General features: G+C 68.4%; 25 protein-coding genes and 1 tRNA gene. 15 read left to right on the top strand and 11 right to left on the bottom strand.

Features of this window, described 5'->3' with window-relative positions; translation table 11 throughout:
- Positions 1-93: 93 nt before the first annotated feature.
- The 7 genes from Q9R13_RS08920 to Q9R13_RS08890 all read right to left on the bottom strand — a co-directional run bounded on the left by Q9R13_RS08920 (position 94) and on the right by Q9R13_RS08890 (position 3858).
- Positions 94-747 carry a hypothetical protein gene (locus Q9R13_RS08920; RefSeq protein ID WP_310964749.1) on the bottom strand — a complete coding sequence of 218 codons (654 nt, stop codon included), beginning with the start codon at positions 745-747 and terminating at the stop codon, positions 94-96.
- 263 nt (positions 748-1010) lie between these two features.
- Positions 1011-1670: a hypothetical protein gene (locus tag Q9R13_RS08915; protein WP_310964748.1), complete on the bottom strand. Its 660-nt coding sequence runs from the start codon at positions 1668-1670 to the stop codon at positions 1011-1013.
- Complete coding sequence (locus Q9R13_RS08910) at positions 1667-2122, bottom strand: hypothetical protein (RefSeq protein ID WP_310964747.1); 456 nt, start codon at positions 2120-2122, stop codon at positions 1667-1669. The genes Q9R13_RS08915 and Q9R13_RS08910 overlap by 4 nt, the downstream gene beginning before the upstream one ends.
- A 76-nt stretch (positions 2123-2198) precedes the next feature.
- The gene (locus Q9R13_RS08905) at positions 2199-2705 is read right to left on the bottom strand and encodes a hypothetical protein (RefSeq protein WP_310964746.1); all 507 of its coding nucleotides are present in this window, start codon (positions 2703-2705) and stop codon (positions 2199-2201) included.
- Positions 2702-3022, bottom strand: coding sequence for a hypothetical protein (locus Q9R13_RS08900; protein WP_310964745.1), 321 nt, complete (start codon positions 3020-3022; stop codon positions 2702-2704). Before Q9R13_RS08900 ends, Q9R13_RS08905 begins: the two co-directional genes overlap by 4 nt.
- 275 nt (positions 3023-3297) lie before the next feature.
- Complete coding sequence (locus tag Q9R13_RS08895; RefSeq protein WP_310964744.1) at positions 3298-3531, bottom strand: hypothetical protein; 234 nt, start codon at positions 3529-3531, stop codon at positions 3298-3300.
- Between the two features lie 87 nt (positions 3532-3618).
- On the bottom strand, positions 3619-3858 hold the full coding sequence (locus Q9R13_RS08890) for a helix-turn-helix domain-containing protein (protein ID WP_310964743.1): 240 nt from the start codon (positions 3856-3858) through the stop codon (positions 3619-3621).
- Positions 3859-4531: 673 nt separating this feature from the next.
- On the opposite strand from Q9R13_RS08890, the gene Q9R13_RS08885 reads away from it, so the two are divergent.
- The 4 genes from Q9R13_RS08885 (at position 4532) to Q9R13_RS08870 (ending at position 8395) form a co-directional block, all read left to right on the top strand.
- Complete coding sequence (locus Q9R13_RS08885) at positions 4532-5662, top strand: LCP family protein (protein ID WP_310964742.1); 1131 nt, start codon at positions 4532-4534, stop codon at positions 5660-5662.
- Positions 5663-5750: 88 nt separating this feature from the next.
- Complete coding sequence (locus tag Q9R13_RS08880) at positions 5751-7235, top strand: FAD-dependent oxidoreductase (RefSeq protein ID WP_310964741.1); 1485 nt, start codon at positions 5751-5753, stop codon at positions 7233-7235.
- Between the two features lie 75 nt (positions 7236-7310).
- On the top strand, positions 7311-8225 hold the full coding sequence (locus Q9R13_RS08875) for an NAD-dependent epimerase/dehydratase family protein (RefSeq protein WP_310964740.1): 915 nt from the start codon (positions 7311-7313) through the stop codon (positions 8223-8225).
- The gene (locus Q9R13_RS08870; RefSeq protein WP_310964739.1) at positions 8222-8395 is read left to right on the top strand and encodes a hypothetical protein; all 174 of its coding nucleotides are present in this window, start codon (positions 8222-8224) and stop codon (positions 8393-8395) included. Before Q9R13_RS08875 ends, Q9R13_RS08870 begins: the two co-directional genes overlap by 4 nt.
- Before the next feature lie 77 nt (positions 8396-8472).
- Here the strand turns inward: Q9R13_RS08870 and Q9R13_RS08865 are convergent, their stop codons facing one another.
- The 4 genes from Q9R13_RS08865 to Q9R13_RS08850 all read right to left on the bottom strand — a co-directional run bounded on the left by Q9R13_RS08865 (position 8473) and on the right by Q9R13_RS08850 (position 10704).
- Entirely contained in the window at positions 8473-8931 is a 459-nt protein-coding gene (locus Q9R13_RS08865) for a large conductance mechanosensitive channel protein MscL (RefSeq protein WP_310964738.1), read from the bottom strand.
- A 55-nt stretch (positions 8932-8986) separates the two neighbouring features.
- Positions 8987-9619 carry an SAF domain-containing protein gene (locus Q9R13_RS08860; RefSeq protein ID WP_310964737.1) on the bottom strand — a complete coding sequence of 211 codons (633 nt, stop codon included), beginning with the start codon at positions 9617-9619 and terminating at the stop codon, positions 8987-8989.
- 76 nt (positions 9620-9695) lie between these two features.
- The gene (locus Q9R13_RS08855; protein ID WP_310964736.1) at positions 9696-10028 is read right to left on the bottom strand and encodes an FmdB family zinc ribbon protein; all 333 of its coding nucleotides are present in this window, start codon (positions 10026-10028) and stop codon (positions 9696-9698) included.
- A gap of 91 nt (positions 10029-10119) precedes the next feature.
- Positions 10120-10704 carry a 5-formyltetrahydrofolate cyclo-ligase gene (locus tag Q9R13_RS08850; protein ID WP_310964735.1) on the bottom strand — a complete coding sequence of 195 codons (585 nt, stop codon included), beginning with the start codon at positions 10702-10704 and terminating at the stop codon, positions 10120-10122.
- A 26-nt stretch (positions 10705-10730) separates the two neighbouring features.
- Between Q9R13_RS08850 and Q9R13_RS08845 the strand changes: the two genes are divergently transcribed.
- From Q9R13_RS08845 to Q9R13_RS08795, 11 genes are all read left to right on the top strand, one after another.
- Complete coding sequence (locus Q9R13_RS08845) at positions 10731-12122, top strand: UTP--glucose-1-phosphate uridylyltransferase (RefSeq protein ID WP_310964734.1); 1392 nt, start codon at positions 10731-10733, stop codon at positions 12120-12122.
- A gap of 9 nt (positions 12123-12131) precedes the next feature.
- The gene (glp, locus tag Q9R13_RS08840; RefSeq protein WP_310964733.1) at positions 12132-13364 is read left to right on the top strand and encodes a molybdotransferase-like divisome protein Glp; all 1233 of its coding nucleotides are present in this window, start codon (positions 12132-12134) and stop codon (positions 13362-13364) included.
- 14 nt (positions 13365-13378) lie between these two features.
- The gene (gene moaC, locus Q9R13_RS08835; RefSeq protein ID WP_310964732.1) at positions 13379-13900 is read left to right on the top strand and encodes a cyclic pyranopterin monophosphate synthase MoaC; all 522 of its coding nucleotides are present in this window, start codon (positions 13379-13381) and stop codon (positions 13898-13900) included.
- On the top strand, positions 13897-14367 hold the full coding sequence (locus tag Q9R13_RS08830; protein WP_310964731.1) for a MogA/MoaB family molybdenum cofactor biosynthesis protein: 471 nt from the start codon (positions 13897-13899) through the stop codon (positions 14365-14367). Before moaC ends, Q9R13_RS08830 begins: the two co-directional genes overlap by 4 nt.
- A gap of 14 nt (positions 14368-14381) precedes the next feature.
- Positions 14382-14966, top strand: coding sequence for a GNAT family N-acetyltransferase (locus tag Q9R13_RS08825; protein ID WP_310964730.1), 585 nt, complete (start codon positions 14382-14384; stop codon positions 14964-14966).
- 61 nt (positions 14967-15027) lie between these two features.
- Positions 15028-15831 carry a divisome protein SepX/GlpR gene (gene sepX, locus Q9R13_RS08820; protein ID WP_310964728.1) on the top strand — a complete coding sequence of 268 codons (804 nt, stop codon included), beginning with the start codon at positions 15028-15030 and terminating at the stop codon, positions 15829-15831.
- 57 nt (positions 15832-15888) lie between these two features.
- Positions 15889-15964: transfer RNA gene (locus tag Q9R13_RS08815), tRNA-Ala, on the top strand.
- A 417-nt stretch (positions 15965-16381) separates the two neighbouring features.
- Positions 16382-17122, top strand: coding sequence for a site-specific integrase (locus Q9R13_RS08810; RefSeq protein WP_310964727.1), 741 nt, complete (start codon positions 16382-16384; stop codon positions 17120-17122).
- 203 nt (positions 17123-17325) lie between these two features.
- Positions 17326-18210: an AAA family ATPase gene (locus tag Q9R13_RS08805; protein ID WP_310965065.1), complete on the top strand. Its 885-nt coding sequence runs from the start codon at positions 17326-17328 to the stop codon at positions 18208-18210.
- 28 nt (positions 18211-18238) lie between these two features.
- On the top strand, positions 18239-20743 hold the full coding sequence (locus tag Q9R13_RS08800; RefSeq protein WP_310964725.1) for a S8 family peptidase: 2505 nt from the start codon (positions 18239-18241) through the stop codon (positions 20741-20743).
- 309 nt (positions 20744-21052) lie between these two features.
- Entirely contained in the window at positions 21053-22195 is a 1143-nt protein-coding gene (locus Q9R13_RS08795; protein ID WP_310964724.1) for a hypothetical protein, read from the top strand.
- Positions 22196-22219: the final 24 nt, after the last annotated feature.

Raw genomic sequence — 22219 nt, 5'->3', positions numbered from 1 at the left:
CTCCTCAGTGTTGGGGTGATCGAGCGAAGGCCAGTCCCCAGCCACTCTCTGGGCTGGCTCCGCTCTGGATCGCGTGTGGAGGTCAGGCATGGGCTAGCGCGCTCGTTCGGCGTGCCGAATGAGGTCCATCAGCGACTCGACCGTGTTGCGCGGCTCGCGCCTCCGGTCCGGGTGGTTGTGGCCCTTGGAAAGTGCATCTGCAACGTCGAGCAGGGCCGCATGGGAGATCACCGGAAGCCACTGGCTCAGCACGTCCATCACGTCGGCGAGAGTGTCGGCGTACACGCCAGGACTCGCATCGAAGTCGTGGACAGTCACGTAGTAGCCGGGCAGCGCACCGTTCCTCACGTAGACGTTGATGCCCAGCGGTCCGGCTTCCGACTTGTAGAACTCCGCGAAGCCGTTGGACCCGAGCCAATCGCCCGAGCCCGGCAGTTCCGGCATGGACTCCCAGCGACCGTTGCGCCGGACCTGCGCACGCTCGATCAGGTCATCGCCGTACCGGGCCAGCCACTCAGCATCTACGTAGTAGTGCGGGTGCGCGCTGTTGGCGAGCGCTGTCAGGTTGGCGCAGCACTCGCCGCACAGGTCGTAATCGGGAGCACCGTCCAGCGGGTCGCTTGGGTCACCGCTGAACTTCATGCCTCCATCCGGGCCGACCTTGCTCCCGCACTCACCGCAGACATCGCGAGCACGTCGTGCCTCGACGTTGTCGTTGAGGTCCCACTTGACCTTGGTCTTGCTCATGTCACTTCACTTCCTTCCATGACGGCTTGACGGCTTGGAGCCCGGAGAGGCAAGCGAGCCGTCCACGCTCACCCCTCCGGGGATCAGGGTGGTGCGGGAGGAGCGCAGCACTACCGGGACTGCACTCCTCCCGCGATTGGCAGTACGCCGGAGTGCGGGCGTCTGCCGGTTTGTGGGGTGGTGGGGGATTGCCAGCCGGAACGCGAGATACACATTCAGCACACCGAACACCGCCTGAACTGCGAGGAGCACGTATGCCGTGTTCACTTGCCCCACCCCTCGGGCAGAAGCAGGCGACCATCGGTGCCGTACCAGTCGGATTCGGTGCGCTTCTGTTTGCGTTCCTCGATGTACCTGTCTGCGACGAGGTAGAGCAGTGGCACGGCGACCTCTCGAAAGTCATCGAGTGTGTGGCCGGCAGTGATCGCGTCCGCAGCATCCTTGAACGGTCGGGGTGGGGCCAGCATCGTGATCCGTCGTCCGCTGGTGCCGTTGTTGAGCAGTTGGCGACGACGGATCAGACCGCTGAGCGCACCAGCGTTGTCCACGTCGACCACGACCGGGACGGGACCGATGCCACGAGAGAACCACCCGGCTTGCTCGGCGGTGAACTTGTTCGCTCCCTGCCAGTGACTTGTCCCCACACCTTGGCTGCCGAGTGCGAACGTGACGGCATCGGCATCCTTCTCACCTTCACAGAGGTACGTCGGAGCACCCGCTCGCAGTGCCCACAGCACTTCAGGGAGCCGGTACAGAGCCTTGTCCTTGAACCCCTCCTGACGACTGGTGCCGCTCACCCACGCGCAGCCGACTTCACTCCATGACTCCATCCGGAAGTCCTTAGGGTCGAACCTGATCTTGCGGAGTTTCGGCCTGCCCTTCTGGTCGGTGTAGACGTACTCCCGGACTCGATGCGCAGTCACGACAGGCCGCCCCACGGAACAGACGGGTGCCAGGAACGGCGCTGGTTGTAGGGCTCCTCGAAGGCACCGCTGAACGCGACCACCCGACCGTTGGGCCAGACGGTGTAGGCGATGTAGTTGGTGTCCGGCTCACAGATGACCTGAACCAGCATCACCGTGGCCTTCTCCTGCGGTGACCACTCCGGAGACAGGCCCAGACTCACCCCACCGTCCGGGATTGTCCGTGCGTAGTCAGCCAGTTCCTTGAGCAGCCGATCCACCCGCATGAGTCCGCGCGTCGGCATGAGCAGCCGGACCCTGCGACCGATTGGGCTGTAGTGGAAGGGATATGGCTTCTCGAAGTACACCTTGAACACCTGTCGCCACGGCGTGGTGTCGAGCAACCATGCTTCCGGCTCGTCACCCGTAGGCAGCGGGATGCTTCGTGCAACTCGTAGGCTTGGATCACTCATCTGAGGTTCTCCTCCTCGATGCGCGGGGCAGTGGTTTGAGTGGGCCACTGCCTCGCAACTCACATCTGGGCGTGGGTCAGTGGAACTCGGGGAACTCGGTGCCATCGAGCACTTCCCGCGTCAGTCGGGGCAGGGCACGTCCTGTCTTGAACAGCGCGCTAGAACGGCGAGCCTGAGCGCGCTGCCACTCGGCGGGAGTCATGTCGACCTCCGTCCAGGCCTGATCCTCGGCGGAGACCATCGCTGCGTGCTCCTCGCGGAGTCGCCGCAGCATTGGTCCGGCATTGTTCGAGAGCCAGCGCTTGAACTCGTCAAGGTCCATCCGGCCCGTTTCCAGAGCGTCGGTCCGGTCGCGGACCTCATTGGTGAACACGTGCGCTTCCTCAGGAAGTGACTCCTCCAGTTTTGCCACGCGGTCGGCGGTGTGGTCGTAGATGGACTTCATCTGACCCAGCACGTGGCGCCCATAGTTGTCCTTGAACATCGACAGGTTCCGCTCCTGCTTGGGCGTCCCGTTGAAGTTGTCCGCGAACTCCTCGACTTGATCGAGGTACACGCTGGGAGCGTTGTCACCGATGTTCATCGCGGACCACCTCCACGCTGCTGGCGACGCGCATCAATCACGCGCTGGGCTTGGCCGCCCTGCTGCATCTGTTCGGCACGCTGATTGGCGACCGCCAGAGCGTCGAGCGCCTCATTCACTGCCCGCGCGGCCTCATCGATCATGCGGCTGGTGTTCTCGACGTTGGGCCTGCGGCGGACAACACCGTTGCGGTTTCGTTCCTTCTTGGCCATCTCCTGTGCTTCCTGTCGTTCGGTCTCGTAGTTCTCGCGGAGGACCTGTGCGGTGGCCGCACGTACGGTCCGGGCATTGACGATCAGTGGGTCTTGATTGCTCATGCGGCTCGGCCTCCACCGGCCCGATGGACGTACTCCTCACATGACTGGCGGATCACCTGGGCGATAGGCACGCCCTGCAACACGGCCAGCCGATGGAGTTCCGTCCACAGTTCCTCTGACATGCGGACCTGCCGCAGTGGACCGACAGCAGCCCTTCCTCGGCTCATGTGCAACTCCTCTCGAATGCCGACGTCGGTTATCGACGGCGACCTACGAATGAGCCTTCTCCACCGATCTGACTGCCGTGTTGGACAAGCAGATCGGTGGCAATGTGGTCATCTGTCAGCGGAGCCGGACACCACCGCAAGTGAGGGCCGAGACTGTGGCAGTGAGTCCGTCAGATCGGCGGCACAGTCGATGACGACACGGGAGATGAGTTGCGTCGTGGAGGCCACGGTGTCCGCGTGGCGGATCAGGTCGTGGTGCCCCGTGGCACGCATCGCGTTGGCGAGCAGTTCGCTCGCCTCGGTCCATTGGTCGAGCGCGGTGGTGATCTCGCTCTTGTTCATGTAGTTCTCCTCGGCGGCCCACCTGCGATGTGAAACCACCCCGACCAGTCGGCAGGCCGTTGGAACTGGCGGGGCGGAGTCAGTGGGTCAGGCGTTGCGACCGGCGCGGAGGAACCGCTCCAGTTCGGCACGCTCGATGAACGCTGGGCCGCTCTTGCCCGCAGGCTTGCTGACCTTCAGGTGGCCCTTGGCGATCCAACGCTGGAGTTGCCGCTTCGTCGTACCGGGCAGCCGCTCGCAGACCGCATCTAGCGTGTAGGCGAGCGGTTCTGGTTTGCTGGTGCGGCCTGAGACCGCCTCATCAGATAGAGACTTCTTGGTGGGCATGGGTCGGTGACCTCCCGTGTGGATGGAAGGCACGCCAGGTCCACCGTGATGCTGGTGGTGGACCTTGACCTTTGAGCCAGAACCTTTAGCCGGGTCATGCGCCGCTGCTCTGAGCCACGCACTGAGTGCGTTCGCTAGCAGATGGCGGACCACTGGGCCGTTCTCGGGCCGGTCACCCTCCCCGGTACTGACCGGGTTGGGGACTGCGACGCCGAATCTACCTCATGAGAGTGGCCGTCAGTGCGGCTGAGGACGATCCAGTTTCAGGGCACATCCGGGAGAGAAACACCGGATCGGACCGACCGCGCTCTGAGCCTTCTCCGGATCGCTCCGACGTAGCGCGAACCGACCATCAGTAGCGCGGGAGTAGCGCGGAAACGTCCGGGCGTGTCGGTTTCAGCGTGAATCCGGTCTGCGACCCTCGGCTTAGGAGGCGGCTGCTCTATCCACTGAGCTACCGGGGCCCGCGGCGCGACCCCGCACCGCGGCAGCCATCCTTTCACGGTCGCGCGCCTGCCCGGGGCGGCAGGTCGGGTTCGGCGGCCGCCGATTTGGGCAGCCTGCGCCCAGGAGTCACAATGGGAGTTCAGCCCGAGCGGGCGCGTGCCCGCCTCCACCCCGAGGTTTCATGTCCAGAGCGCGCCATGCCATCCGGCCGACACGCCCACGCCGCGTGCTCAAACGCGTCCTGGTCAGCCTCGGCGTGCTGCTGCTGGTGGTCACCACCGGCCTGTACCTCGTGATCAAGCATCTCGACGGCAACATCACGGGCGTGCAGATCAACTCCGGGGACCTCGGCAACCGTCCGGCCGCGGTGGTCAAAGGTCCGATCAACGTCCTGGTCATGGGCGACGACACCCGCAAGGGCCAGGGCCCGCAGATCGGCGGCGCCACCCCCGGGCTCTCCGACACCACGATCCTGCTGCACCTGTCGGCCGACCGGAAGTTCGCCTACGGGGTGAGCCTGCCGCGTGACGCGATGGTGCAACGGCCCTCGTGCAAGACCTCGACCGGAGTCGCGCCGGCCCAGTTGACCCAGTTCAACGCGGCCTACGCCATCGGCGGCCCGCTGTGCACGATGAAGACCGTCGAGCAGCTCACCGGAGTGCACATCGACCACTTCGTGGTGATCAAGTTCCGTGGGTTCCGCGAGATGGTCGACGCGCTCGGCGGCGTGCAGGTCTGCGTGCCGGAGCAGATCGACGACCCGCAGAGCAACATCCACCTGCCGGCGGGCACCTACAAGGTCACCGGCGAACAGGCCCTGAACTACGTCCGGGTCCGGCACGGCGTGGGCGACGGCTCCGACATCGGCCGGATGAAGCGGCAGCAGTCCTTCATCGCCTCGATGATCAACCAGGTCGTGTCGGCCGGCACCCTGGCCAACCCGATCAAGCTCTACAAGTTCCTGGACGCGGCGACGAAGTCGCTGATCACCGACGAGGGCTTCAGCCACCTCCGCTCGCTCGTGGGGCTGGGCGAGTCGTTGAAGTCCATCGGCCTGGACCACATCAAGTTCGTCACGGTCCCGTTCGCGCCGTACCCACCGGATCCGAACCGGCTGGTCTGGGCGCCGCGCGCCCATCAGCTGTGGTCGCGGATCATCCATGACAAGCCACTCGGCGGGTCCTTCGACTCGCAGGTGATCAACGCCGCCCACAAGCCGGGCGCCTCGACGGGCGGCAAGACCAAGAGCGGCAACGGCTCCCACTCGTCCACGGGGGGCGGTTCGCCGAGGACGTCGACCAGTGGCCCCACGCCGGCACAGATCCAGGCAGCGCACAACGTCGGCCTCTGCGCCTGACCCCTTCGCAAGGGCTCCCTTAGCCTTTGGCGACCTCCCTCGTTGGTCACCGTGACCTGACCAGCCACGAACCACGGAGGCTCAGCACATGGACCAGCCCATCGGACGTCGTACCCTCCTGGGCGGAGCGGCACTGGGCGGCGTCGCCCTCGCCGGCCTGACCTGGGAGGAGGTCGACGCCGCAGCCCTCGAGGGTCGGCTGCCTCGCGAGGTCGACGTGGTGGTGGTCGGCGGTGGGCTGAGCGGGCTCGAGGCGGCCACGCGGCTGCGTCACGACGGGCACTCCGTGCTGGTGCTCGAGGCGCGCGGGCGGGTCGGCGGCCGGGTGCTGAACCACGAACTGCGCAACGGCTCGGTGATCGAGTCGGGCGGCGCCTTCATCGGGCCGACCCAGGACCACATCGCCGCTCTCGCGGAGCGGCTCGGCGTGCGCACCTTCAAGGAGTACACGAAGGGCAAGAGCGTCTATATCTCCGGCAACAACCGGCAGACCTACTCGGGCACGGTCCCGACCACCCAGCTCGGGCTGCTCGCGCCGGACGCACTGCTGCTGCAGTCGCGACTGGACCGGATGGCGGCCGAGATCGACGTGACCGCCCCGTGGAAGCACCCGAAGGCCGCCGAGTGGGACTCCATGACCGCAGGGGAGTGGATCCGTGCCAACGCGATCGACGACAACGTGATCAAGCTGATCGAGTGCTGGACCGAGCCGGGGTTCGGCGCCGACCCGGACCAGCTCTCGCTGCTGTTCGTGCTCTGGTACATCGCGTGCTCGGGCAACGCCCAGCACAAGGGCACCTTCGAGCGCAACGCGAACACCACCGGCGGTGCGCAGGAGTCGCGCTTCGTGGGCGGGTCTCAGCTGATCCCGCTGCGGCTCGCGCACCGGCTCGGCCGCCGGGTCGCGCTGAACGCCGCCGTCCACCGGATCGTCCAGCGCCACCACCACGTGCTGGTGCACAGCCGCCGCGGAGTGGTCCGCGCCAAGCGGGTCATCGTCGCCTGCCCACCTCCGCTGGTGGCCGAGATCGACTTCCATCCGGCGCTGCCCCGGCAGCGCACCCAACTGCTGCGGCACCTCCAGATGGGCAACCTGATGAAGTGCGACGCCGTCTACGAGACCCCCTTCTGGCGCAAGGACGGGCTGAACGGCTTCGGCATCAGCGACCATGGCGCGACCCGGGCGGTGTTCGACAACTCACCGGCCGACGGTTCGTGCGGCGTGCTGCTGGCCTTCGTCGGCGGCGCCACCTGGCGTCACTACGGGTTGGAGGCGCGGGACGCGCGCCGCAAGGCGGTGCTCGCCGGCTTCGCGCAGATGTTCGGCGACCGGGCGCTGCACCCGATCCAGTACGTCGAGCACGACTGGAACCGCGCAGCCTGGACCCGCGGCGGACCGGTCGCGGTGATGGGCCCGATGGTGCTCTCCTCCTACGGACCCTGGCTGCGTCGCCCGCACGGTCGGGTGCACTGGGCGGGCACCGAGACCTCGACGTACTGGACCGGCTACATGGACGGCGCCGTGCGTGCCGGGCAGCGCGCGGCGGGCGAGGTGCGCGCCGCACTGGCCTAGTCCACCAGGCGCGCGGCGCGCCTGGGGCGCCGCGTCAGAGTTGCCGTTATCGGTTCGTTATCGCAAGATGAGCACGTGAGGGTCGTGGTTTCCGGGGGGACCGGGGTGATCGGGCGTGCCGCCGTACGCGTGCTGGTCGAGGACGGTCACGACGTCGTGGTGCTCACCAGGCGACCCGAGAACGACGAGGTCGTCGACGCGATGGGTGCCACCGCCCGGCCTGCCGACCTGTGGTCCGTCGAGTCCCTCGTTGCCGCGTGTGCCGGGGCCGACGCGGTGGTCAGCCTCGCCACCCACGTGCCGTTCGGCTACGCCGCCGCCTGGCCCGGCGCATGGAAGCGCAACGACGAGCTACACACCCGGGGGGTGGCCAACATCGTCGCCGCGGCCACCCGCGCGGGTGTCCGGAGGGTGGTCCAGGAGAGCATCAGCCTGGTGTACGCCGACGCCGGGGACGACTGGATCCGGGAGTCGCACCCGATCGAGATCACCGCGGCGACCGAGCCGGCCGCGGTGGCGGAGTCGCACGTGCAGCGCTACGCCTGCGACTCCCGGGCCGGGGTGATCCTGCGGTTCGGGACCATCGTCGGCGACGACCCGGCCACCCGCTACCTGCTGCGCGCGGCAGGACGCGGCCGCCCGATCGGTCTGGGCGGGCCGGCGAGCTGGAGCTACCTGATCCACACCGACGACCTCGGCTCCGCGGTCCTCTCCGCTCTGAGCGCGCCGAGCGGGGTCTACAACGTTGGCGCCGAGCCGGTCCGCCGCCAGGACCTGGTGGCGGCCTGCGCTGCGCACGCAGGTGGGCCGGAGGGCGCGTTCTTCGGGCCGCTGATGCAGCGCCTCGCCGGTCCCCGCGTCGAGCCGCTGAGACGCTCGCTGCGGATCAGCTCCGAGCACTTCGCGGCCCAGACCGGGTGGAGTGCCTCGCGTCCGGCGTTCGACCAGGGCTGGCTCGACGCCGCACGCGCCCTCGAGGGTGCTCGGTGACCGAGCGCCCGTTGAGCCCGCGCGAACGCGAGGAGCGCCGGCGCCGTCTTGCCCGGATCTTCGGTGAGTCGCTGCCCGAGCAGACCAGCGACGACCTCGACGACCCGTCCGAGCGCAACCTCGACAGCGACGAGTGGCTCCGCAGCCAGGTGCCGCCCCACCACGGCTGAGCCTGGCGGGGGACGCGATGGGCCAGAACGAAGAACGCCCCGGAGGTCTCCCTCCGGGGCGTTCTCGCTGCCATGGGTCAGGCGGGCGGGGTGACCGCCGAGTGCTGACCGGTTGCGCCCTGGGCCGCGCCGCAGTGCTTGCAGCGAGTCGCAGCGGGGTCGAGGTCGTCGGAGAGGCACTCGGTGCAGGCCTTGGTCGGTGCCGGGTCGCCGAACACGACCTTGCCCTGGCGGGCCATCACCGACTTGTAGGGGACGACGATCAGGAAGTACACCACCGCCATGAAGATGATGAAGTAGATGATGGCGGAGATGAACGCGCCGAGGTTGAGGAAGGTGCCGTCCCCGCCGCCGCTGACGAGCTGCCAGCCGAGACCGGGACCTGACTTACCGCCTTGGGCGGCTGCGATCAGCGGGTTGATGATGTTGGTGGTGAACGCGCTGATCAGCGTGCTGAACGCCAGGGCGACGACCAGCCCGACGGCCACGATGATGACATCACCGCGCATCAGGAAGTTCTTGAATCCCTTGAGCATCTTCAGTTCTCCTTACTGACCCCCGAGAGGAGGGCATCGTTTGTCCGAGGACACGCTACTTGTTCCAGAGCACAGTAAGGAATTGCGACACTGAGGCGCGCGCCACGGTTTCGGCGCTGCCCCGGTCGACGCCGACCAGCACCAGCCGGCCGGGAAGCGCGCTGGAGCCGTCCGACGTGCTCGGAATGGCCAGCACGTCGGCTGCGATGTGCACCGGCGCCGAGGCCGGGTGCTGGGGGTCGGCGGCGAGGAGGGTGACCCGGTCGCCCACGTGGAGCAGTCGTACGACGCCGGGGTCGGTCACCCGCACCGGGACGGCCGACATCCCCGGTCGGTCGTCGAGCCAGCCCATCCCGACGAGCTGGGTAGCGCTGACGGCCTGGCCCGCGCCGATCGGACTGGCGACGGTGTGTCCGATCGCGACCTGAGGGTCGCGCAGTCGCTGCGCCGGCACGCTCTGCGGGGTGAACTGCCGCCGGACGAGGTCCGTCCGCTCGAGCACGGCTCCGCTGGGGAGGTCGTGGGCCGCCGTCCACACCGGCACCGTGCGCGGAGGCGGCGCGGTGGCGGCGTGCAGGCCGACGTACACCGCGGCTGCGGCGGCGACCGCGGCGAGCGGTCGGCGGTGCCACAGGACCCGGTTGCGCAGTCGGTCGATCCGGCGGGTTGCCCGAGACAGAGAGTTCATCCTGCGAGGCTGACATGGAACAGGGCCGCACCGCCCGGTTGTCCACAGGCCGCCCGAGTGGGCCGGTGGGCTCGGGTCAGTCCGAGCTGGTCTTCGTTGAGCTCGCTGAGGCGCTGCTCGTGCTCGTGCTCGCGGCCGGGGACGGGGAGGCGTCCGTGGAGGGGCTGCTCGTCGAGGGCGGCTTGGCGGATCCGTTGCCGTTGGTGGACGGCGCATCGCTGCTGCTGGACTTGGACCTGCTGTCGTTGCGGTAGAACCCCGAGCCCTTGAACACCACGCCGACCGCGTTGAACACCTTGCGCAACGGGCCGCCGCACTCGGGGCAGACCGTGAGCGAGTCGTCGCTGAAGTTCTGGAAGGCCTCGAAGAAGTGTCCGCAGTCCTTGCACGAGTACTGGTAGGTGGGCACGTGGGCGATCCTTGTCTGACTCAACAGCCCGGGCGGCGCCGCGGTCGGCGCCGTTGACTGGCACTCGGGCTCGTCGACTGCCAATCCTACGTCATCGGCTCGCGTCGAGCCGGTACAACCCGATCTCGGTCACCACCGCGGCCACCCGGCGGTCGTGCACGTCGGCCGGGACCCGGTCGACGACCTCCTCGGAGTTGAGCACGACGACGCTGAGGCCGGTCGCGCGCGCCAGCGCCCGGTCGTAGGACCCGCCGCCCCGGCCCAGCCGCAGGCCGGTGCGGTCGACGGCCAGGCCCGGGACCAGCACGACGTCCGCGGTCGCCACCGCGTCCGGTCCCAGTGGGGGCCCGACCGGCTCGAGCAGACCACGGCGGGCCGAGGCCAGCGACTGCGGTCCGTCGTACACGCCCCAGTCGAGGTCGTCGTCGGGCTGCAGCAGCGGCAGGATCACCCGCTTGCCGGCCGCGGCCAGCGCCTCCAGGATCGGACCGGTGCCCGGCTCACGTCCCACCGACACGTAGCAGGCCACGGTTGCGGCACGTCGTACGTCGGTGCTCGCGAGCAACGCATCGCGCACGGCTCGCGCACGTGCGGCGATCTCGGCGACGCCGATGCGCCCCCGGGCGGTGACGATCTGGTCTCGCAGCGCCAGCTTCTGGGCCTCGATGTGATTCATGACGCAATCACCCTACGATCGACCTCATGAGTGAGACGGGGTTGAGGGCTGCGCGGGACAAGATGGCCGACGCGGGGGTGGACGCCACCGCGATCGAGGTCTTCGCGCACTACTACCGGCTGCTGGAGCTCGGCGAGACGGGGATGATCCCCGAGAGCGCGATCGAGCCGTTGGAGATGGACGCGCTCGCCGACATCGAGGTGCCCGACCAGGTCGGTGCTGACGCGATCGCACTCACCGCGGTGATCAAGCTCAACGGCGGACTGGGCACGTCCATGGGGATGGACCGCGCCAAGTCGCTGCTGTGCGTGCGGCGCGGCCTGTCCTTCCTGGACGTGATCGCCCGGCAGGTGCTGCACCTGCGCCAGCAGTACGGCGCCCCGCTGCCGCTGATCTTCATGAACAGCTTCCGGACCTCCGCCGACACCCTCGCTGCGCTCGCACGGTACGACGAGCTCGCGGTGCCGGGCCTGCCGCTGGAGTTCCTGCAGAACAAGGAGCCCAAGCTGCGCGCCAGCGATCTGACGCCGATCAGCTGGACGCCGGACCCCGAGCTGGAGTGGTGTCCTCCGGGCCACGGCGACCTCTACACCGCGCTGCTCGGGACCGGGCTGCTGCATCAGCTCATCGACGGCGGCTACCGCTACGTGTTCGTCTCCAACTCCGACAACCTCGGCGCGGTGCCCGATGCCCGGGTCGCAGGCTGGTTCGCCTCCTCGGGTGCGCCGTTCGCGATCGAGGCGGTCCGGCGTACCGCCTCGGACAAGAAGGGCGGTCACTTCGCGATCCGCAGGAGCGACGGGCGGATCATCCTCCGTGAGACCGCGCAGACGCTGCCGGCCGACCGGGAGGCGCTCGCCGACCTCGATCGGCACCGCTTCACCTCGACGAACAACCTGTGGTTCGACCTCGAGGCCATGCGCGACGAGCTCGACCGCCGTGACGGCATCCTCGGGCTCCCGCTGATCCGCAACAACAAGACGGTCGACCCGCAGGACCCGCACAGTCCGGAGGTGATCCAGATCGAGACGGCGATGGGTGCCGCGATCGAGGTGTTCGACGGCGCCCGCACCATCGAGGTCGGCCGTGACCGGTTCGTCCCCGTCAAGACCACCAACGACCTCCTGGTGCTGCGCTCGGACGCCTACGACCTGACCGCGGAGTTCGCTCTCGACCAGACAGCGGAGCGGCTGCCGTACGTCGACCTCGCGCCGGTCTACAAGCAGGTCGGTGAGTTCGACAAGCGATTCCCCTCCGGGGTGCCCTCGATGCGCGAGGCCGAGTCGCTGGTGGTCGAGGGCGACTGGACCTTCGGTGGGGACGTCCGCGTCGTCGGTGACGTGAGCCTGGCCGGTGATCACGGCCGGATCGACGACGGCACGGTGCTTTCCGGCACCGGCGAGCAGCCGGCTCGATAGGTTCGAGGCATGCCCTCCGGACCGATCAGCGTCGACACGCACCTGGCCGACATCCTCGCGCAGGTGCGCCCGCTGTCGGCGTACCCGCAGCCGTTGTTGGAGGCGGTCGGGCTCCCGGTGGCCGAGGACGTCCTCTCGCCGCGGTCGGTGCCGATCTTCGACAACTCCGCGATGGACGGGTACGCCGTCCGGTACGCCGACGTGGCGTCGGCCACCACCGACTCGCCGGTGTCGCTGCCGGTGACCGGCGACATCCATGCCGGCGCGCCCAGCGCGCACCCACTGTCGCCGGGCACGTCCATGCGGATCATGACGGGAGCGCCGGTGCCGATGGGCGCCGACAGCGTGGTCCCGGTCGAGTGGACCGACGCCGGGGTGACCCAGGTCCAGGTGCGGCGCGCCCCCACCTTGGGCGAGCACGTGCGACCCATCGGCGACGACGTCACCAAGGGCGACGTCCTGGTGCGTGCCGGTGACATGCTCGACCCGCGCCGGATCGGGCTGCTCGCCTCCGTCGGGATCGACCAGGTGGTCGTGCCGCCACGGCCACGGGTCGTGGTGATGTCGACGGGCGCCGAGCTGGTCGAGCCGGGTCGGGCACTGCATCCGGGTGCGATCTTCGAGTCGAACTCGTTCCTGCTGACCGCCGCGGTCCGGGCCACCGGCGCGGTGGCCTACCGCGCTCGGTCGACCTCGGACGATCCGGCCGCGTTCCTCGAGGCGCTCGAGGACCAGCTGGTCCGCGCGGATCTGGTGATCACGTCCGGCGGGGTCAGCAAGGGCACCCGAGACGTGGTGAAGATGGCGCTGCGCAGCGAGCCGGCCATGCAGTTCCGGCAGGTCGCGATGCAGCCGGGCAAGCCCCAGGGCTTCGGCTTCGTGGGCTCCGACCGGACCCCGCTGTTCGCGCTGCCGGGCAACCCGGTGTCGACGTACGTCTCCTTCGAGGTCTTCGTGGCGCCCGCGTTGCGTCGGCTCATCGGCCGTTCGCCGGTGTCGCGGCCGCTCTTCCGCGCCCGGCTCACCGAGGCGGTGCAGTCCGCACCGGGCAAGCGACAGTACCTGCGCGGGCAGTTCATCGCCGACCAGGACGGGACCCGGGTCACGCCGGTGGGTGGCGCCGGTTCGCACCTGCTGGCCGGCCTGGGGGCGGCGAACGCGCTGATCGTCCTTCGCGAGGACCGTTCCGACGTACCGGCCGGCGAGTCCGTGCCGGTCATGCTCCTCGACAGGGAGTTCTAGATGAGGACTGCTCGATGACCGATCGGTTCACCCACCTCGACGACGCCGGGGCGGCGCGGATGGTCGACGTCTCGGCGAAGGACGTGACCGCGCGCGAGGCGGTCGCCACCGGGCGGGTGGACACCACCGCCGAAGTCGTCGCACTGCTGAGGGGTGAGGGGATGCCGAAGGGCGATGCGCTCGCCACGGCCCGCATCGCCGGCATCATGGCGGCCAAGCGGACCCCCGACCTGGTGCCGCTGTGCCACCCGCTGGCGATCTCGTCGGTCTCGGTCGACCTCGCCGTCGATGACGCCGGCGTGGCGATCACCGCGACCGTCCGCAGCACCGACCGCACCGGCGTGGAGATGGAGGCACTGACCTCGGTGTCGGTGGCCGCCCTCACCGTGATCGACATGATCAAGGCCGTCGACAAGGCAGCGACCATCACCGGCGTGCGGGTCGAGCGCAAGTCGGGCGGCAAGAGCGGCGAGTGGATCCGCTCGGGCTCCGAGCCGGCTCAGGATGCCGAGCCTGACGACGGCAGGGTCCCGTGAGGGCCGCGGTCGTGGTGGCCTCGAACCGTGCTGCCGCGGGGGTGTACGACGACACCACCGGCCCGTTGATCGTCGATGCGCTGCGAGCCGACGGCTGGGAGGTGGCCGATCCCGACGTCGTACCCGACGGCGAGCCGGTGGGCCTGGCGATCCGGGCTGCCATCGCCGACGGGGCCCGCGTGGTGCTCACCACCGGCGGCACCGGCCTGACGCCGACCGACCGCACCCCGGAGGTGACCCGCGACCTTCTCGACCGCGAGGTCCCCGGGATCGCCGAGGCGATCAGGGCCTACGGCGTCGCCCAGGGAGTCCCGACCGCGGCGCTCTCCCGGGGTCTGGCCGGCGTGGTCGGGCGGACCCTGGTGGTGAACCTGCCCGGCTCGACCGGCGGGGTGCGCGACGGGCTCGCGGTCGTCGTACCGGTGCTGCGGCACGCGGTGGAGCAGATCGTGGGGAGCGACCACTGAGTCCGGGCTGGCCCGTGGTGCTGGAGTCGGGGGCGGTCCGGTTGCGCCCGATCTCCGCGAGGGACCGCCGTGCCTGGCGCGAGGTGCGACAGCGCAACCAGGTGTGGCTGCATCGGTGGGATGCGACCGCCCCACCGGGGACGAACGCCCGGCCGCGAACCTTCGGCTCGATGGTCCGGGCGATGCTGCGCAGCGCCCGCGCGGGCAAGCAGTTGCCGTTCGTCATCGAGTACGACGGCCGCTTCGTCGGTCAGGTCACCGTCAACAACGTGATTCGTGGGTCGGCCCAGTTCGCCTCGGTGGGCTACTGGATCGACGAACGGGTGGCCGGACGCGGCATCATGCCGCGAGCGCTGGCTCTGACGATCGACCACTGCTTCGGGCCGGTCGGCCTGCACCGGATCGAGGTGGCGATCCGACCGGAGAACCACGCCTCGCTGCGCGTCGTGGACAAGCTCGAGATCCCGTTGGTCGGGCTCGCTGCCGGATACCTGCACATCGACGGCGACTGGCGTGACCACCTGCTCTTCGGAATCACTCGCGAGGAGGCGTTCCCTGGGCTGCTGCATCGATTGGATTCACACCAGTCACAGGAGTGATCTTGCGACACACCGGGCCGCTTGCGTCTCCACGGTGACCGACGCTCCTACGCTCTGACCCGTGGACCTGTCCGGAATGATCTTCATCGCGCTCGCCCTCGCGTGGGCGGTCTACCTCATCCCCAAGGCGCTGCAGCAGCACGACGAACTGGCTCGATCGCGCTCGGTCGAGCGGTTCTCCGCGCGGATGCGTGTGTTCGGCGGCACGTCGGAGCCGGAGGCCGTCGCCGAGCCGGCGGCCCCCGCCGAGCCGGTGGCGCATCCTGCCCTCGCCCCGGTCGCGGCTGCCGGGGTGGCCCCGGTCCGCCGTACCAGTCGGGCCGCTGCCCGTCGCGCTGCGGCCCGCCGCCGCAAGGTGCTCGCCGTGCTCGTGTTCCTGCTGGCTGCGACCGGGCTGGTCGCCTACCTCGGGCACCTCCCCATGTGGAGCCCTGCGGTCCCGGCGGTCCTGATCGTTGCGTTCCTGGTAGTCGCGCGGCTCACCGTGCGGCGCGAGCAGGGCATCGGGCGGCGCGTCGCTGTCCCGGCCGAGGCGGTGGCTTCCCCGATCGACGAGCCGGTCGACACCGAGGACACCATCGGCGTCTCACGGGCTGACCTGGCTGCCGCGGCCGACCAGCCGCTGGCTGACGACGGATCGCTGTGGGACCCGTTGCCGGTGACGCTGCCGACCTACGTCTCGAAGCCGCGGGCCCGTCGTACGGTTCGCACCATCGAGCTCACCCAGGCCCAGGTGACGTCCTCCGGCCACGACCCGGTCGACTCCAAGCTCGTCCGTGAGGCCGAGGCCGCGAAGGCTGTCGCGAAGGACAAGGACGAGTCCGCAGTGCAGACCGTTGAGCAGCGTCGAGTCGCCGGCGCCTGATTTCGGCCGCCGCCCTGGCGGGTGGTAACTTTCTCCACGCGCCGTTCCGGCGCACCTGGGGCTGTGGCGCAGTTGGTAGCGCGTCTCGTTCGCAATGAGAAGGTCAGGGGTTCGAATCCCCTCAGCTCCACCAAACCCGCTGGTCAGAGGCCTGCACGGATCCTGAATTCAGGAGACGGCAGTGGCAACTCAGCAGAAACTCAGAACTTTGCTACCTGAACTCGTGACCACGCGTCGCGGGTGAATGGCGAGGGCTGGCTGGCCGAACTGGTGCGCCGCTATACGACCGGGATGACCACCTCACCGCTCTGCCTGCTGCCGAGGAACCCGCCGCCACTTCAGGTCGCCCTGCCCACTCCCCTGACCGAGGTCGACGCTGCGGATCGCAGCCGCCATCGCCGCCGCGCGCACCGAGTCCACGCGTCGCGTCTACGCCTACACTTGGGGCCAATGGGCCCGCTGGTGCGCCGGCCGCGGCCTGCCGCCGCTGCCCGGTGACCCGGCCGCGTTGTGCGCCTACCTGACCGAACGCGCCGAAGCTGGCATCGCGATGGGCAGCCTGGACATGGCCTGCACCGCGATCCGGCACGTCCACCGGATGCACGAGCTGCCCGACCCGGTCGCCTCCGAGACCGTGCGCCAGGTCCGCCTCGGACTGCGCCGAACCTACGGCACCGCACCCCGACAACTCGCCCGACCGCTATCCACCGAGGACATTCGCCAGATCGTCGGCCACATCGACCGCACCACCGCGCCTGGTGTCCGCGACGCCGCGATCATCCTGCTCGGCTACGCCTCCGCCATGCGCCGCTCCGAGATCATCGGACTCGACCTGCTCGACATCCGCGAAGAACCAGACGGAGTCCTGGTCACCATCCGTAAGTCGAAGACCGACCAAGAAGGCCACGGCCAGATCGTCGCGGTGGCCCGCGGCAAGCACCCCACCACCGATCCGGTCGCGGCGATGGCTGCCTGGCGCAAGCTCCGCGGCCACCAGCCCGGACCGCTGTTCACCCGCTTCTACCGCAGCCAGATCAGCCTCCAGGCGCTCGCCGGAGAATCGATCTCCCGGATACTGCGCAAGCGCGCCTACGCAGCCGGCCTCGACGCCGCACGCATCACCGCCCACTCCCTGCGCGCCGGACACGCCACCACCGCCGCCCTCGGCGGCGTCCCGCTCGCCCGGATCGCCGCCCAGACCCGGCACAAAGACATGTCGGTGCTCGTCAACCGGTACATCCGACCACTCGAAGCCCTCGCCTCCACTTCGAGCCGCGATCTGGGTCTATGAGTGCGCAAAACGGACGAAGGGCGCGCTCAGGGGGCTGTTGTCGCCTGCCGCGTTCGGTCGGATTGTGGCGGTGGGTCCCCCTAGACTGCGTCGTACGGGGATACCGGCGGCGGAGGTGAGTCATGGCGGGGAGCGCGGAGCATTTCAAGGCGCTCGTGCGCAGCCACGCTGCCGGTGACGATGCCGCCTTCTACTCGGTGGCGATGCAGGTGGCCGCCCAAGCGGCGCGCAAGGGACATCACCGACTCGCGACCGACCTGAAGTCGGTCGTTGAGTCCTCCCGTGCCGCGTCGTCGCCGAAGGTCACCTCGATCGCGCAGCCGCGCGGCGACCTCGCGGACCTGGTCATCGCCACCCATCCAGAGGTCACGCTCAAGGAACTCGTGCTGCCCACCGCGTTGGGGTCCCTCGTCGGACGAATCCTGACGGAGCAGCGTCAGCGCAAGAATCTGCTGGATCACGGATTCGAGCCGGCCCATCGACTGCTGTTCGAAGGGCCACCCGGTACTGGCAAGACGATGACCGCTGCCGTACTCGCGCACGAGCTCTCGATGCCACTGCTGACCATCCGTCTGGACAGCCTGATGAGCAAGTTCATGGGGGAGACCGCTAGCAAGCTGCGGGTGATCTTCGAAGCGGCCGAACAACAGCGCGCGGTCTACCTGTTCGACGAGTTCGATGCGCTCGGAGGCGAGCGGAGCGGGAACGACGTCGGCGAGGCCCGCCGCATCCTGAACTCGTTCTTGGTGTTCTTGGAGAACAGCAGCAGCGAGAGCCTGATCATCGCGGCCACCAACCACCGCCAGATCCTTGACCGGGCGCTGTTCCGACGATTCGACATGGTGCTGGACTACGCGCTACCGGATCCCAAGCAAGGAGCCGCCGTCATGCGCGGACGGCTCGGCACCCTGGCCAAGGGCGTGCGCTGGACATCCTTGGCGTCAGAGATGGAAGGCCTCTCGCACGCCGACCTGGTCCGGGCTGCCGAATCCGCCGCAAAGAGCGTGATCCTCATGGGACGCACGCAGATCGCGGTCGAAGATCTGCGCCACGCATTGGAGGCCCGACAGGCGGGCAGCCTTGGCTGAACCCCGCCAACATCTGAGCCACCTCCTGGTGGAGAACAGATCCACTGACGAAGAGTTCCGACGCCCCGGCCGCGGCGACCCCAAGATCCGTCCCGTCGAGAGCCGCGCCGGACACGGCCGAGGACGTCTCGACGAACTCACCACAGCCCTTGACGCCGCCGAACAGGCACGTTCCGAGGTACTCACCGAAGAAGAGCTACGCGCCCTCGGGACGGTGATCACCCTCGAGGGAGCCGACGCCGAATACCCGCTAGCGATCGAACGCCTGGAGCGAATGTCCCGGCACCGCACCACGGCAAAACGTCCCCAGTGGCTCCTCCTCTCGGTGCGCCTCGCCCAGCCCGACATCGACCTACCCGAACGTGCCATGGTCTGGGTCAGCGACCAGTACCGCGCCCAGTTCCTGAAGATCTTCGAGGACTACCTCCAGCGCTCGAGCCCCGCCGGGAACCCGCGAAACAACGAACTCGTGGCGAACATCGCCCGCATCCGACAGACCGTCCTCGCAGACCTCTGGCAGTCCGACGGCCAACCTCCCGCAACCGGAAAGCACTGGTGGGAGATCTGGCTTCGACCCACCGCCGACGGCCCGGAACTCCTGAGACGTTACGCCCAGACCACTGAACTCAATCACTCACCACGAGTACTGCGCCTAATCGACCGCAGCGTCATGTGGATCGAAGCCACCTGGACCCAGCTCGAAGCGCTCCCGTTCACCGCCGTTCCGGTAGCGGAGATCCGGAGCCCGGAGTTTGTCGACACCATCGAGGACCTGTCCATCGAGGAGCAGGAGGAATACCTCGACGACCTGCTCGAACGGCTCGAGCCCGCCGACGAGATCGCACCCGCGGTCTGTCATCTCGACACCGGGGTGGCCCGGACGCACGTGCTGTTGGCCGACTCGCTCGCCGAACCGGATCTGCACACCGTCCTGGGCGTCAGCGGATTCGACCAGGAGGGCCACGGCACGAAGATGGCCGGCATCGCCCTGTTCGGCAACCTCGAAACCACTCTTGCCGGTTCTGGGGCCGTGGTCCTTCGACACCGCCTGGAGTCGGTCAGGATCATGCCGCACAACGGTGAACCGCAACACGATCGGATCACCTACGGCGACGTGACAGCCCAGGCTGTGGCGGTACCCGAAACCGTCTCGAAGCGGGACCGCGTGTTCTGCATGCCGATCAGCGTGAAGGCCGACAACGCAGAGGTACCGGGTCAACCGACACTCTGGTCGGCCACCGTGGACGCCCTCGCCGTCGGCGCCGAAGTTGTCCGCAACGGCGACGAACTCGAACTGCTCTCAGCCCCAGATCCCGCGCGCGCGCGGCTGCTGGTGGTCTCAGCGGGGAACACCGACAAGAGCGTCGCCGACCACCTCGACCTGTCTGACCTCTCAGCAGTCCTGGATCCCGGCCAGGCCTGGAACGCCCTCACGGTCGGCGCCCACACCGAGCTCATCTCCGCGCCGACTGACCCCGCGTACACCGGCTGGGAAGTTCTCGCCGACGAAGGCGAGCTGTCCCCGTACAGCCGCACCTCATTGCTGTTCGGGACCACACCCTGGCCGATCAAGCCCGACATCGTGATGGAGGGCGGCAACGTTCTGTACGACGGGGGCTCCTTGTTCGAACCGGGCCTGCCAGCTCTCTCGACGAGAACCACCGGCCATGTCAACAACCTGGCACTGACGTCGGCACACGCGACGAGCGCGGCGACCGCCCAAGCCTCGCGCCTGGCTGCGCTTGCGATGGCTACCTATCCGGAGTACTGGCCCGAGACCATCCGCGCACTCCTCGTCCACGGAGCCGAGTGGACTCCCGCGATGCGTGCCGCGCTGAACGAAGCAAGCAAGCAGGGAAAGAAGGCCCAGCAGGCCATGCTGCGCCGCTACGGCTGGGGAGTTCCGACCGAAGACCGGGTCCTTTACTCGACCGACCAGGCAGTCACTTTGGTCGTCCAGGACGAGTTCCTCCCGTTCGAAGGCGACGACTTCAAGATCCCCACTTTCCGGCTCCACGACCTGCCCTGGCCGACCCAGGTTCTTCAAGACCTCGGAGACCTCCAGGTGGACCTTCGGGTCACGCTCTCCTACTTCATCGAGCCCACAGCGTCGCGCCGCGGATGGCGACGCCGTTACCGTTACCCGTCGCACCAGTTGAGGTTCGAGGTCCAGGATCCACTTGAGTCAGAGTTGCAATTCGTCCAGCGAGTGAACCGCGACGCTCGCACCGAAGAGGCCGGCGGGCGCCCCGACGGGGGACAAGTCAAGTGGCTTGTCGGTGCCTACCAGCGCAACCTCGGGTCACTGCACCAAGACGTCTGGCCCACGTCGGGTGTCGAGCTAGCCCAATCAGGCAAACTCGCCGTCTTCCCAGTCGGTGGCTGGTGGAAGAACAACAATGCTAAGGCCAGAGTCGATCAGCCTGTCCGCTACGCACTGGTGATCTCGCTGAAGACCAGCGCCCAGGGCATTGACCTCTACACCCCGATCGCGAACACCCTCAAGATCCCGACCGCGATCACCGTCGAATAGTCGCGAGTGTGTCTGGTTGTCCTTGGCGGAGGCCGAGGCGAAGGTCGGGTTCAAGCTCGACTTCTGAGTAACTGTGGGGCGCTTTCGTGTCGTCGAGCAGGCCGGGCGGGGCGTTGGTGTGAGTTGGGTCAGCGGGTATCCTGGAATACGAGGCCGGCTGGTCGACCTCTCTCCGAGCCTGATTCCCACGCGATGACGGTGGTTGAGGACAAGCGATGCGCACCAGCGATGTTGGTTCCAGTCTGCTTTGGATTCTCTCTCAGTCAGGGCTGGCAAGCGTGGGTTGCGAGCTCGGAAATTGAGATCGAGATGGCATCAAGCAGGAACAATTCTGACCGGGCGTCCCAGCAGGACGCGCGTGCCTGGAGCGCCTTGACGGGTACGAAGTACACCGCGTCGCTGCGTCAGGTTGAGTCGCCGTTCGCCCAGGGCTTCCTGGGTGACCGGTTTAGCGTGCGGACCCTCGTCGGGGTCCTGGACGACCACCCGGTCGTCGGGTCGCACGGCGGGCCTCCGGTCCTGGGGGACAACGGTATGTGGGACACGACTCCGTGGCGGTTCGGCACCAAGAAGGACTTGGTCGAGATGGCGCTGGTCGTCGAGGCGCTGCGTCTGTTCACCCCGGCGACCGAGGCGGACGCTGCGGTGCACAGCTACCGGCTGAAGCACACGGTCGAGAAGCTCCTCGCGCCGCACTGCAACTACGTGACCAACGGGCGGCTCATCTGGGCCGCTGCCGCGCTCGGGCTGCCGCTGGTCGAGACCGAGACCCCTGGGCCGAACCTCTTGGTCGGCATCTCCGAGGCCGAGCACGACTACGTGCGGCAGCTCGTCGACGGCAGCACGCCGCCGACCGCTCACCACCACCGTCCCGCTGCGCTCGACCACCTGGAGGAGTCTCTCGCGCGGTGCGCTGCGGGCACGCCTGTTGCGCCGCGGTGGGTTCGGCCGGCCCCGGTGGTTGTCGCGACGCCGTTCCACGACTGGCTCATCGCCCAGGCCGACCGGAACGACCGGGTCGGCGACATCGCCCGTGACTACGTCGGCGGCATCGAGTACAACATCCAGTCCATCTGCGCTTCGGGCGGCGACTTCCTCGAGGAGCTCGTTGCGTCGTGGCCGTCGGCAAACGCGTACGACGCTGCGGTGCACACCATTGCGGAGTGGTTCATGGCGTCGCCCGACGCGGACCCGGTACGGCCGAAGTTCGTGAGCCGCAGCTCTGACGATGTCTCCGGGTGGGGTGCCGGCGCGGGCGACATGGAGAAGGTCACCTTCCTGTGCCCGTGCGGTGACGGCGAGGTCGTCGAGGAGCACGACAACGTCCCCGGGTTCCGGGAGCACTCGGTCAACCTGTGGTGTGACCGGTGCCGTGGCGAGTGGGACTTCGCCCCCGGGCGTTCTGTCCGCGATTGGGGCCTGATTCCGCTGGCGTCGGTCCCGCAGCCCTGACGTAGCCCGACTCGATGGTGCGTG

Source organism: Nocardioides marmorisolisilvae (genome assembly GCF_031656915.1).
GTDB classification, from domain to species: domain Bacteria; phylum Actinomycetota; class Actinomycetes; order Propionibacteriales; family Nocardioidaceae; genus Marmoricola; species Marmoricola terrisoli.
The sequence above is the reverse complement of the archived record's forward strand: the minus strand, read 5'-3'. Positions and strand labels throughout refer to the sequence as shown.